Origin of the sequence: Flavobacterium sp. 22659, assembly GCF_052044235.1 — a bacterium.
Taxonomy (GTDB): domain Bacteria; phylum Bacteroidota; class Bacteroidia; order Flavobacteriales; family Flavobacteriaceae; genus Flavobacterium; species Flavobacterium johnsoniae.
In genome coordinates this window covers 1,788-13,812 of record NZ_JBQEMU010000012.1, presented here as the reverse complement: position 1 = coordinate 13,812, position 12,025 = coordinate 1,788, and the positions used below count along the sequence as shown (strand labels likewise).

General features: G+C 34.9%; 10 protein-coding genes. 6 read left to right on the top strand and 4 right to left on the bottom strand.

Translation table 11 applies throughout. The features are described 5' to 3' along the window. The first annotated feature begins 22 nt into the window (after nt 1-22). From ACTJIW_RS13305 to ACTJIW_RS13295, 3 genes are all read left to right on the top strand, one after another. Nucleotides 23-2,443: a sugar-binding domain-containing protein gene (locus tag ACTJIW_RS13305; RefSeq protein ID WP_440716709.1), complete on the top strand. Its 2,421-nt coding sequence runs from the start codon at nt 23-25 to the stop codon at nt 2,441-2,443. Between the two features lie 214 nt (nt 2,444-2,657). After that, nucleotides 2,658-4,019: a glycoside hydrolase family 27 protein gene (locus ACTJIW_RS13300; RefSeq protein WP_440716708.1), complete on the top strand. Its 1,362-nt coding sequence runs from the start codon at nt 2,658-2,660 to the stop codon at nt 4,017-4,019. Beyond that, entirely contained in the window at nt 4,019-5,953 is a 1,935-nt protein-coding gene (locus ACTJIW_RS13295) for a family 43 glycosylhydrolase (RefSeq protein WP_440716707.1), read from the top strand. The genes ACTJIW_RS13300 and ACTJIW_RS13295 overlap by 1 nt, the downstream gene beginning before the upstream one ends. A gap of 114 nt (nt 5,954-6,067) precedes the next feature. On the opposite strand, the gene ACTJIW_RS13290 is transcribed toward ACTJIW_RS13295, so the two are convergent. Beyond that, nucleotides 6,068-6,904 carry a T9SS sorting signal type C domain-containing protein gene (locus ACTJIW_RS13290; protein ID WP_440716706.1) on the bottom strand — a complete coding sequence of 279 codons (837 nt, stop codon included), beginning with the start codon at nt 6,902-6,904 and terminating at the stop codon, nt 6,068-6,070. Nucleotides 6,905-7,427: 523 nt separating this feature from the next. On the opposite strand from ACTJIW_RS13290, the gene ACTJIW_RS13285 reads away from it, so the two are divergent. Further along, nucleotides 7,428-8,054 carry a Crp/Fnr family transcriptional regulator gene (locus tag ACTJIW_RS13285; RefSeq protein WP_440716705.1) on the top strand — a complete coding sequence of 209 codons (627 nt, stop codon included), beginning with the start codon at nt 7,428-7,430 and terminating at the stop codon, nt 8,052-8,054. Nucleotides 8,055-8,158: 104 nt separating this feature from the next. Beyond that, the gene (locus ACTJIW_RS13280) at nt 8,159-8,524 is read left to right on the top strand and encodes a helix-turn-helix transcriptional regulator (RefSeq protein ID WP_440716704.1); all 366 of its coding nucleotides are present in this window, start codon (nt 8,159-8,161) and stop codon (nt 8,522-8,524) included. 122 nt (nt 8,525-8,646) lie between these two features. Here ACTJIW_RS13280 and ACTJIW_RS13275 read toward each other — a convergent pair whose 3' ends face one another. From ACTJIW_RS13275 to ACTJIW_RS13265, 3 genes are all read right to left on the bottom strand, one after another. Next, nucleotides 8,647-9,522, bottom strand: coding sequence for an alpha/beta fold hydrolase (locus ACTJIW_RS13275; RefSeq protein ID WP_440716703.1), 876 nt, complete (start codon nt 9,520-9,522; stop codon nt 8,647-8,649). A 65-nt stretch (nt 9,523-9,587) separates the two neighbouring features. Then, the gene (locus tag ACTJIW_RS13270) at nt 9,588-10,145 is read right to left on the bottom strand and encodes a TetR/AcrR family transcriptional regulator (RefSeq protein WP_440716702.1); all 558 of its coding nucleotides are present in this window, start codon (nt 10,143-10,145) and stop codon (nt 9,588-9,590) included. Between the two features lie 72 nt (nt 10,146-10,217). Beyond that, on the bottom strand, nt 10,218-10,556 hold the full coding sequence (locus tag ACTJIW_RS13265) for a winged helix-turn-helix transcriptional regulator (RefSeq protein WP_440716701.1): 339 nt from the start codon (nt 10,554-10,556) through the stop codon (nt 10,218-10,220). Between the two features lie 138 nt (nt 10,557-10,694). On the opposite strand from ACTJIW_RS13265, the gene ACTJIW_RS13260 reads away from it, so the two are divergent. Next, the gene (locus ACTJIW_RS13260; RefSeq protein ID WP_440716700.1) at nt 10,695-11,573 is read left to right on the top strand and encodes a class I SAM-dependent methyltransferase; all 879 of its coding nucleotides are present in this window, start codon (nt 10,695-10,697) and stop codon (nt 11,571-11,573) included. Nucleotides 11,574-12,025 lie beyond the last annotated feature (452 nt).

Below are 12,025 nucleotides of genomic sequence, written 5' to 3'. Positions count from 1 at the left end.
ATAAACTAAAAAAAATAGTATAGTGTTTAAAAATAAGATCTTACTGCCCGTACTTTTTCTTTCGTGTTTTTCAGCTTTCGCTCAAATTTCGTTTGGAGATGCAAAGAAAATAAATGACAATTGGAAGTTTAACCTTCAGGATGTTTCTGATGCTAAAAACGTCACATTTGACGACAGCAAATGGAAACAAGTAAACGTACCGCACGACTGGAGTGTAAAAGGACAATTGAGTCCGACTTTGGCAAGCTGTACAGGTTATCTGCCAGGAGGAATTGCATGGTACAGAAAATCCATAAATATTCCGCAGATCAAAGCAGGCGAAAAAGTGTATTTGTATTTTGAAGGCGTTTACAATAGAAGCGAAGTTTTCATCAACGGGCATTCGTTAGGGAAACGTCCAAACGGTTACATTTCGTTTGCTTATGATGCTACAGAATTCGTAAAATTTGGAAACGAAAATACCATTTCAGTTCGTGTAGATCACAGTCAAAGCGCCGATTCACGATGGTACAGCGGTTCTGGAATTTACAGAAATGTCTGGTTGGTTTATGCAAATCCGATTCATATTGCACAATGGGGCGTTTATGCCTATCCAGAAATACAAAATGGAAACGGAATTTTGAATGTTGAAGTAGAGGTAGAAAATAATGCGGTATCAAAAACCGCTTTAACCGTAGTAAATGAATTGTTTTTTAAAGGAAAATCTATTGCAAAATCTTCTTCAAAAGCGACAATTTCAGCTAATACTAAAGGAAAAATTACAGCAAAAATCAATGTTAAGAATCCACAGTTATGGGATTTAGAAAATCCGAATTTGTATCAGCTGAAAACTACGGTTTTACAAAACGGAAAAGAAATCGACAAAACCGAAACACAGACTGGTTTTAGAAGTTTTACATTCGATGCCAATAATGGTTTTGCCCTTAACGGAAAATGGATGAAGATGAAAGGTGTTTGTCTGCATCATGATGCCGGCGTTTTAGGATCGGCAGTTCCAAGAGAAGTTTGGAAAACCAGATTAGAAACGTTAAAAGAAATTGGTGTAAATGCCATTCGTACCAGTCATAATCCGCAGGCGCCGGATTTCTATGAACTTTGTGATGAATTGGGTTTATTGGTTTTGAATGAAGCTTATGACGAATGGGAATTCCCAAAACGCAAATGGTTGCAAGGCTGGAATTACGGTACGCCGGGTTACGAAGGTTCGTTTGATATTTTTGCCGATTGGGCCGAAAAAGATTTGGAAGATTTTGTACGACGCGACAGAAACCATCTTTCGGTTTTTGCATGGAGTATTGGCAACGAAGTAGATTATCCAAACGATCCGTATTCGCATCCCGTTTTAGACAAAGGAAAAGACGGTTTTGGACAGGCAACTTACGGCGGTTACAAAAAAGATGCTCCCGATGCGATGCATCTTGGTGCAATTGCAAAACGTTTGGTCGCAGCAGTTAAGAAATATGATAAATCGCGTCCGACAACGGCAGGTTTGGCCGGAGTAGCAATGTCTAACGAAACAGAATATCCGGGAGCTTTGGATATTACAGGATACAATTATACAGAAAGTAAATACCAGTCAGACCACGAAAAATATCCAAATCGTGTTATTTACGGAAGTGAAAATACACACGATATGCAGCCTTGGCTTGCAGTTAAAAACAACAAACATATTTTTGGGCAGTTTTTATGGACAGGAATTGATTATCTGGGAGAATCCGGAAGATGGCCTTCTAGAGGATTTTATTCTGGTTTGGTTGATTTTGCAGGCGTTATCAAACCGCGAGGATATTTCCGCCAATCTTTATGGTCAGATAAACCGATGCTTTATTTGGGAACTTATCCGCTTGTAAATGAAAAAGATATTTCTAAAGATGCATGGTCAATCTGGAATTACGAAGAAGGACAAAAAATACGCGTGGTTTGTTATACCAATGCCTCAAAAGCACGTTTAGAATTGAATGGCAAAGTAGTCGGCGAAACGAAATTATACGATGAAAAAACCGGTATTATATATTGGGATATTCCGTTTGCATCTGGAAAATTAGAAGCAGTTGGATTGGATAAAAATGAGAAAGAAGTAAGTCGTTACACAATTAATTCTACACAACAGCCTTTTGAATTAACGATTGCTGATAAAAATAGTACTATCAGCAAAGACAAAGGAGTTGCAAAAATCATGGTTCAGGTAAAAGACCAAAACGGACTTCCGGTTATGCTTTCAGACAATGAAGTAACTTGTACGATTGCAGGTCCTGGAACTTTATTAGGTTTAGAAGCTGGAAATAACAGTGATATGACCGATTATACAGATAATGTTCAAAGAGTTTTTCACGGACATATTGCGGCTTATATTCAGGCAAATGGAGATTCGACAGAGCCTATAAAAGTTAAATTTACAAGTCAATGGTTAAAATCAGTAGAAGTTACTATTAATGTCAAATAATTTAAATAATGTCCCTTTGGGACATCTCATCAGTAGTAGAAAAAATCCCAAAGAGATGAAATATTTATAGAAATTACATTATGAGCAAGGCATAACCCCAGCGGGGTGACATACCGCTCCGCTGGAGCTTTTCATACAAAACAGATAAAATTAGCTATACATATAACGCTCTTCCAGAGCTTAATGTCTCATCGGGACAATTTATTGGTATCTTATGAAAAATAAAATCACATTGGTGTTAGGAATCGTTTTGGTTTCGATTTCTTCACATTCGCAGCATAAAACATTTCAAAAAGAAGAATTCAAACAATGGGCACAAACACCGCCTATGGGGTGGAACAGCTGGGATTGTTACGGGCCGACAATCGAAGAACATGAGGTAAAAGCCAATGCCGATTATATGGCAAAAGAGCTTAAGAAATTCGGCTGGGAATATGTAGTAGTTGATATTCGATGGTTTGTCGAAAATGATAAAGCGGGAGGTTACAACCAAACCGATCCGAGATATGTAATGGATGAGTACGGAAGATATATGCCGGCTGTAAACCGTTTTCCATCTGCTAAAGACGAACAAGGTTTTAAACCTTTAGCGGATTATATTCATAAAAAAGGATTGAAATTCGGAATCCATATCATGAGAGGGATTCCTAAAAAAGCAGTCGAAAACAAACTGCCGATAAAAGGAACAAACGGAGTTACAGCAGACCAAGTTTATTCTACCGCTTTGCAATGTGAATGGTTAAGAGATAATTATACCGTTTTGGCAGACAAACCAGGTGCGCAGGAATATTACAATTCTATTTTTGAATTGTATGCGCAATGGGGCGTAGATTTTATTAAAATTGATGATTTATCAAGACCTTATCATGAAGGCGAAATCAACTTAATTCGAAACGCCATTGACAAATGCGGCCGTAAAATTGTCTTGAGTACTTCGCCGGGAGAAACGCCCATTTCAGCCGCTTCGCATGTAAGCACGCATGCGAATATGTGGCGTATGGTAGACGACGTTTGGGATACATGGCCCCATATCACACATTTAATGGATGTGGCTCAAAAATGGTATCCGTATATCGCGCCGGGAACTTGGCCGGATTGTGATATGATTCCGTTAGGAAGAATTTCAATCAGAGGCGAACGCGGAAAAGATCGAATGACCCGTTTGACAAAAGACGAGCAATATACTTTAATCACGTTTTTCAATATTTTTAAATCACCATTATTTTTTGGTGGTGATTTGCCCAGCAATGATGCTTTTACACTTTCATTATTAACAAATAAAGAAGTTGTAAAAATGCATAACGAAAGCACAGATGTAAAACAGCTTTTTCAGAAAGACGGGAAAATTGCTGTTACTTCAAAAGCAAAAGATGGAAGTGTTTATCTCGCATTATTTAATATTGCTGATAATGCTTCTCAAAAAGTTTCTGTAAATCTTTCAGATCTTGGAATTTCAGGTTCTGTCGATGTTTTAAATATGTGGACAGGAGAAAAATCAAAGGTGAATTCAACAGAAATAGGTACCGATTTAAAACCGCACAGTTCTGTTTTGTACCAACTAAAAAGTAAAAAATAATGAAAAGATTGCTTTACTGTTTTCTAGTAGTAACGAGTTTTTTAATTCCGGCAAATGCTCAAAATGCGGCAGACGGAATTCCGCCTGTTCTTGCCGAAAAAGATTTGACGGCTTATTTATTTGTTTATTTTATTGGAAATAAAGTCGAAGAAGAAGCGGTTAATTATGCCGTAAGTACAGATGGTTATCATTATTACAGTCTTAATAATAATAAACCCGTTTTAGACAGTAAAACAATCAGTTCTACAGGAGGCGTTCGAGATCCGCATATCCTGCGCGGTGAAGACGGCAAGACATTTTATATGGTTTTGACTGATATGACTTCTTCAAAAGGCTGGGATAGCAATCGTGCAATGGTTTTGCTCAAAAGTACTGATTTGGTAAACTGGAAAAGCAGTGTTGTTAATATTCAAAAAGCATTTTCGGGAAACGAAGATTTAAAACGAGTTTGGGCACCACAGACGATTTATGATACGAAAGCGGGTAAATACATGATTTATTTTAGTATGAAACATGGCAATGAACCTGATAAAATCTATTACGCTTACGCGAATGCGGATTTCACAGCTTTAGAAAGTGCTCCAAAACTGCTTTTCGTTCCAAAATCAAAAGGCGCGTGTATTGATGGCGATATTATTTTAAAAGATGGTGTGTATCATCTTTTCTACAAAACAGAATCAGAAACGGCAGGAATAAAAACAGCGGTAACGAACGATTTGACTTCTGGAAATTGGACTGAAAATGATAATTATCTGCAGCAAACCAAAGAGAAAGTAGAAGGTTCGAGTATTTTTAAACTCAATAATTCTGATGAATATATTTTGATGTACGATTTATATTCAAAAGGAAAATATCAGTTTACAAAAACCAAAGATTTAGAAAATTTTACGGTTATTGATAATGATATTTCAATGGATTTTAAACCTCGTCACGGAACGATTCTTCCGATTACGCGTTCTGAATTGAAACGAATTACTGCAAAATGGGGAACACCGGCGCAGCTTTCAAAAATAAATAATAATCCAGTTTTAGAAGGTTATTACGCAGATCCTGAAATTCTGTATTCAAACAAAACTAAAAAATATTATATCTATCCCACAAGCGATGGATTTAACGATTGGTCGGGTTATTATTTTAAAGCGTTTTCATCTGATAATTTAGTAGATTGGAAAGATGAAGGTATAATTCTGGACCTAAAAAAAGACGTGCCTTGGGGAAACAGAAATGCCTGGGCGCCATGTATTGTAGAAAAGAAAATCAAAGGAAAATACAAATACTTTTATTATTTCACGGCGGCACAAAAAATTGGTGTTGCAGTTTCTGATCATCCAACAGGACCTTTCAAGGACAGCGGGAAAGCAATTGTAGCAGAAAGACCCCAAGGCATAAAAGACGGTCAGGAAATTGATCCTGATGTTTTTACGGATCCTAAAACAGGAAAAAGTTATTTGTATTGGGGAAATATGTACATGGCCGCTGCAGAATTAAATCCGGATATGGTTTCGCTAAAAGAAGGAAGTACTAAAATAATCGAAGTAAATAAAAGCTTTAGAGAAGGAACGTATGTAATTTACAGAAACGGTAAATATTATTTCTTTTGGAGTGAAGACGATACAAGAAGTCCAAATTACAAAGTAAGATACGGTATTTCAGATTCACCACTTGGACCTCTTGAAATACCGCAGAATAATATTGTCATTCAGGGAATTCCAAAACAGGGAATTTATGCAACGGGACATAATTCAGTTTTGCAGATTCCCGGAAAAGACGAATGGTATATTGTGTATCATAGATTTTCGTATCCAACTGGGATTAAAATGGGACGCGCAGGCGGTTTTCATCGTGAGGTTTGTATCGATAAATTAGAGTTTAATACGGAAGGATCAATAAAGGAAGTAGTTCCTACTCATACCGGAATTGAAAGCTTAAGGTAGGATTTTTATTGTTTTGTAAAGGAAGTAAAATCAATAAAATCACGAATTTGTATAGTATAAAAAGCACGCGGAATCTTTATAATATCCGCGTGGCATTTTTAAGGCTTAATTGCACTAGAAAAGTATCTTCTTAGTAATTGTATTCCCATTATTCAGTATTGTTTTAACAAATAAAACTTGAGATCCTGACTCAATACTCGAAATCTCTAATTCTGTTTTTTCGATTTTTTGGACGATGTAAAGCAGTTTTCCTGCAGCATCAAAAACAGATACCTGTTTTAAAGGTGACTGGTTAGATTTTATTTTTATGATTTTATTTTTAGAAGTAACAATAAGACCCAGTGGGGAATTTTCAAAATTATCTAATCCCAAGTTTTTATCTGGACTGTAACTTAAAACAAAACGATCTGTAAAAACACCTGTTAGAGTAGAGAATGTATAACCTCCGCTTTTTAAATTATGAACAGTCCCGGTTTGTTTATCATGTAAATAAATAGCCCTATTGGTTAATTCGCCTTCTACATGATCTATAGCTATATTCATATCACCTGTAATGTTAGATTTGTAGCCCAAAGGTATAGTATCTGCTGGGTCAAAGGGAACTGCGCGTCCTTGAATAACCAGTTTTTTATCATCATTAATACTGTAAAAATCTGCATAGGGATTCGAATCCATTGTGAGAGCATCATAATTATGATCCCATCCATTGGTCGCTCCTGTTATATATGCAATCAAAATTTGTTTAAAAAGACCCTGTGTATTTGTTAAGTTAATCCATACCCGGTGTCTCTCCGTTTCAAATACACTTACTGATTTTGCAGGCAAGTCAGCTCCAAAGTTTTGAATGGATACAGCTTCTAGATTAACAGCGCTCTGAACAGGGACAGGGGTCGAAAAAAGAATGGAATGAATAGGAAAAAGCAGTACAGATGATAAGAAAAGTTTTTTCATAATACGATAATTTAAATATTAATAAAAGCTATGCGCTGATACCTTAATTCTTTTAAAATTATCAATAGGAAGACACAATAGAATAAATATTCTAAAACTAAAATTACAGATAAAATTATGTGTAGTTTTTATTCCTAATTGAGATAATTTTTAAGTTTTCAATTAGCATTTGATCTGGAAAAGAAAAAAATAAATGATTTATAATTAAACATTTAAAAAAGATGTTATACGTCGATTTTTTTTAATCTTTAGTCGATCACTCGAAATGTAAATATAAGATTTAAGCTATTTTTTAAAGAGTCTGAATAGGAATGAAATATGAGTAAAAAGAATAAAATATAGTTTTAAAAATACCTAATTGCTTTTTTATCAAAGCTTGGGAAATGAAATATCTTATGTGTTATGCTCACCGCCAAAAAAATGATTAAATGAACATTTAATTTCTGCCCTATGCTGTTGATGTTTTTAAGAAATTTTCACGGTCTTTGCGGCGTTAATTTATATATGCCAATAAAAAACAGAGATGAAAGCCAAAGAAATTGAGATTCTTAAAAATAATGGGATAGATACTCTCTATCGATTGATTTTGAGATATGTAGCGATTAGTGATAATGAATGGAAGTACTGCCAGAGTAAGTTCAGCAGCAGTTATTTTCCTAAGAAGACAATGCTTTTAGACCAAAATGAGGTCTGTGATAAAATTTTCTTTATTGCCAGCGGATTGCTGCGTATTTATTTTTCTGATGAGAGAGGAGAAGAAAAGATATTTCATTTTTGTATGGAGGATACCTTTGCTACTGATTATGAGAGCTTTTTAAAGAATGTGCCTTCAAATTTTTCAATACAGGCTCTTGAGGATAGTGTAGTTATAATAATTACTCTTGAAATGCTGCAAAGTTTATACGCGACCCTTAGAAATGGTGAAAAGCTTGGAAGACTGATTACAGAGGATTATTTTTTTATGCTTAATGAAAAAATCAAGGCTTTTTATATGCATTCGCCCATGGAACGCTATAAAGCAATGAATATTCAGTTTCCGGGTCTTATGCAGAGAGTGCCGCAGTATTATATTGCTTCCTACCTCAATATTAGTCCTGTACATCTCAGCCGTTTAAAGTATACTTTGAAAAAAAAGAACCCAAACGGTTAACATTTGTTATTGCAGGAGTGCTTAAGGTTTATTTATTTGCGGTGGCAGCTGATTTAGTATTTAATCAGTCATGTGAATTTAATTGTAATAAAAATCCAAATTTCATGTCCAGTAGAATAAATGACAATATAAAAATTATTAGAGAACTTAAAAATTATACCCAGGAATATATGGCTTTAAGGCTTGGTATTACTCAGGCAGGCTACAGTAAGATTGAAAAAGGCTCCAGTACAGTAAGTTTTGAAAAGTTGGAAGAAATTGCTCAAGTCTTTGAAATGGATGTGAGAAACATCATAAAGTTTGATATCAGTCTTTATCTGGACCCTGTTTTTGACAAAAGCACTGTTCCTGTAGAGCAGGGCATACTTGTAAGCAGACTTTATAATGACAAGATTGCTCTTCTGGAAAAACTGCTGGATAAAACCAATAGGGAGCTAAATTTGTACAAAAATAAATTTGGCTGTCTTTAATACTATTTTGGGAAGCTGAGCCGTAACTTGAAGCAGATTTTAAACCAAATATTGTAGATTATGCAAGCCCACATGTTATTCCTGCGGGCTTGCATAGTTTTGACATTAGATGATTAAGATTTTTAGATTAAAAAATTATTTATCAGTAACGCTGTAAGCTCCGGTTTTTCTTCATGTATAAAGTGACCGGAATTTTCTATTTCTTCTATGCTAAAATCTTCAAGATAAACAGAAAAGAAAAAACTAAGCATTTTTGCACCTTCCTGACTTCCAATTCCAAAGGCAGGGATTTGGACTTTTTTGTATTGTTTGATATCCTGAATGTCTTCAGTAAAGGCTTGGTACCAGCCATTAGAACTTCTTATTGCATCTTTATTGTTATAGGCCTCAGCATAGACTTTTCTGTCAAACTCATTAATTGCTTCGGGGTCAATCAAAAGGTGGTTAAAGATATAATTTTGCAATATGTCATAACGTCCTTCCAGTAATTCTTCGGGTAGTTGTTTTACTTGGTTAAAAGCAAGCCACCAAGGAAATACAGGATTTCCAATAGGCATCATTGGCAGTTTGTATATGTTTTCGTCGGGGTGCGGAGTATCTAAAATGATAAGTTTATCTGTATTTTCAGGAAAGTTAGCAGCATAACTAAAAGCAACTGCAGCTCCAATATCATGACCTGCAATATTTATTTTTTTGTATCCCAAATGTGCAATTAACAATTGAATATCCTGGGCCATATTTTTTTTAGTGTAGCCGTCTAAAGGTTTTTCCGACGAACCCATTCCTCGTAAATCAACAACAATAAGTCTGTGCTTTTCTGCTAAAATGGGCATAATTTTACGATAACTCCACCAGGTTTGCGGCCATCCCGGAATTAAGACCAATGGACTGCCTTGTCCTCCCGTTACATAGTGCAAATTGACTCCATTTACTGTAGTATAGTTATTTTTAAAACCGGGTAACTGCTGTATTAAAGATTCGTCGTTGTAAAGATTCATTTTTGCTTTTTTATTTATTCGTTATATCCGTAGAAATTATTTAAGTATAGATTCAATTACAGTTCTTATCTATTTAAACTAATACCTCCTTTGAAAGAAATCCAGGCAAACTTTTTGACCTCGTTAAATGTTATGTTTCCAGACTGTACGGAAATGACAGCTGTTTCAATTATTCCTCCAAATAAATTGTATATCCAGCCAATTGTTAATTCAGTATCAATTTGACCATTAGACTGCAGATTTTCTATAAGTCTGAACCACTCCAGCCTGACATTCTCATATTCAGATTCACTGTTATTTTTAATTTCAGAATAATCAGTATGCTGATACAATTTTTTTAAAAAGCAGTATTGATTTCCAACTTCAATTGCCGCATACAGCATATATTCAATTTGTGTAACAGGATCCACGCTCGATTTAAATGCACTTGTCATTTTTTCGTTGCACACAGCCAGCATATTCTCTTTGCAGTGCTCAATTAAGTTCATTCTATCCTTAAAGTAGCGATGTATTGTACGTCTTGTAACTCCTGCTGCGATCGCTATCTGTTCTATAGAGGCTGTTTCGTCTTTATTAAGAACTGATATTGCAGATTCAATTATTTTACCTTTTGTGTCTTTCATGGATACAAATATAAAAAAATGTCTCACTATTGAGACATTTTTAATTAAAATTATTTTATGACTGAGCTGTCTTCAGCCAATTACCTCTCTGCGATGCGAAAGACCCCAGTTCCACAATTCATACAATACTTTGTTCAGGGATCTTCCATGGTCTGTTATTTGATATTCGATTAATATTGGTGTTTTGTCATAAACGTGCCGGCTTATAAGTTTATCAGCCTGAAGATTTTTTAATTCTCTGGCAAGAGTTTTATCTGTAATCCCAATTACTTCTTTCTTTAGGTCGGTGAAACGCTTTGAACCGGAACAAAGAGCATAAAGAATAAGCAGTTTCCAGTTTCCGCTTACTGCTTCGAGTGCATCTTTTATAGAAAGCATAGCTTTTGAGCAGTCTTTTTCTTGTGGTATCATGCAATATTATTTTAGTTCACTTCCTTTTTGGAAAGTACTTTCCAAAAAGGAAGTGCTATCATTTGGAAAGTAAATATAAGTAATTTTGGAATGTAAAAAGGAAATATAAAAGTTTGACGAGGATTAAAAAATATAATTATGATTGAAATTTTTAAAACGGATATAACAGATAAAAAACTTGCGGATAAGCTGCGCGAGGCTTTAAAGAAAGAGTTTGCCGACTATACGATTAATTTCGACCTAGATGACCAGGATCGCATATTGAGGGTGGAAGCGGAGTTCATTAATAGTGAAAAGATTATCGAAACAGCATTATACTTAGGTTTTTCCTGCAAAATTATTCCTGATAGGCTGTGCCTGTTGAAAAAAAACTCTTCAAAAGAGATGCATGAACAGTGGGACAATTGTTTCCAGTCTAATAACACTGTATGGGGATTGGAACCAGCAAACTCTGCCATTCTGGCCAATGAATTGTTTAGTACAAGCAGTCTTAAAAATATACTTATTCCGGGATTTGGATATGGCAGAAATGCACAGCTTTTCACGAATAACGGTATTAATGTTACTGGGATTGAAATATCTGAAACGGCTATTCGTATTGCACAACAGAATTATAATGGAAAAGTAGAAATAATTCATGGATCTGTAACCGAAATGCCTTTTAATGATATTATTTATGACGGAATTTTTTGTCATGGACTTCTTTATCTCTTAAATGCAGCACAGCGGACTGATATGCTTAATGCTTGTTATAATCAGTTAAAGCCCGGCGGATACATGTATTTTTCAGTATTATCAAAAACAAGTTCTAATTATGGCCTTGGCAGGGAGATTGCCCCGGATACTTTTGAAAATGCTCAGGGAGTACAGATTTTCTTTTATGATTCCGATTCTATACAGAAAGAGTTTGGAGCGTATGGTCTTCAGGACACAATTGAAATTTCCGAACATGCGGGCACATCTAAAGATGTTTCTTTTGATTTTACTGCAATAGTATGCAGAAAACCGGTTAGTTAATAAATTTTAATTCAGTTTATTGGAGAAATGTCTTTTCCATTCATTGCAAGAGGACTGATCGTTGCGTTTCATAAATTAGGGCACGCAATACAAACCCTAAATATATAGTGTTTGAAATTCGAAATTTTTAAAAAATGCTAAGAGCCATGATTTTGCCGTAGTTTTTCGGTAAAAAATATCGACATCATTTTATTGATACAATATAATATTTTACACATGCTTATAAATTTAATAAAATCAGTAAGTATTATAATTGTGTTTTTATTTAAATTTAGTATTGTAAGAAAAATATTTAATATTTGTTTAAATTTTTAAACTCTAAGTTTAGCATTATCAGAAACTTAGAAAAAAGTTTCAAAAAAAAATAAAAAATAATCATGAAAAGGCTTGTGGATGCTGATAAACTGACTACTTTTGCACCCGCTTTGAGAGACAAGCGAAAGACAAAGAAA

Bases quoted from the DNA above. Each gene is read 5' to 3' on its own strand.
- ACTJIW_RS13300 (WP_440716708.1), top strand. From the start codon at position 2,658: ATGAAAAATAAAATCACATTGGTGTTAGGAATCGTTTTGGTTTCGATT.
- ACTJIW_RS13295 (WP_440716707.1), top strand. From the start codon at position 4,019: ATGAAAAGATTGCTTTACTGTTTTCTAGTAGTAACGAGTTTTTTAATT.
- ACTJIW_RS13290 (WP_440716706.1), bottom strand. From the start codon at position 6,904: ATGAAAAAACTTTTCTTATCATCTGTACTGCTTTTTCCTATTCATTCC.
- ACTJIW_RS13285 (WP_440716705.1), top strand. From the start codon at position 7,428: ATGAAAGCCAAAGAAATTGAGATTCTTAAAAATAATGGGATAGATACT.
- ACTJIW_RS13280 (WP_440716704.1), top strand. From the start codon at position 8,159: ATGTCCAGTAGAATAAATGACAATATAAAAATTATTAGAGAACTTAAA.
- ACTJIW_RS13275 (WP_440716703.1), bottom strand. From the start codon at position 9,522: ATGAATCTTTACAACGACGAATCTTTAATACAGCAGTTACCCGGTTTT.
- ACTJIW_RS13270 (WP_440716702.1), bottom strand. From the start codon at position 10,145: ATGAAAGACACAAAAGGTAAAATAATTGAATCTGCAATATCAGTTCTT.
- ACTJIW_RS13265 (WP_440716701.1), bottom strand. From the start codon at position 10,556: ATGATACCACAAGAAAAAGACTGCTCAAAAGCTATGCTTTCTATAAAA.
- ACTJIW_RS13260 (WP_440716700.1), top strand. From the start codon at position 10,695: ATGATTGAAATTTTTAAAACGGATATAACAGATAAAAAACTTGCGGAT.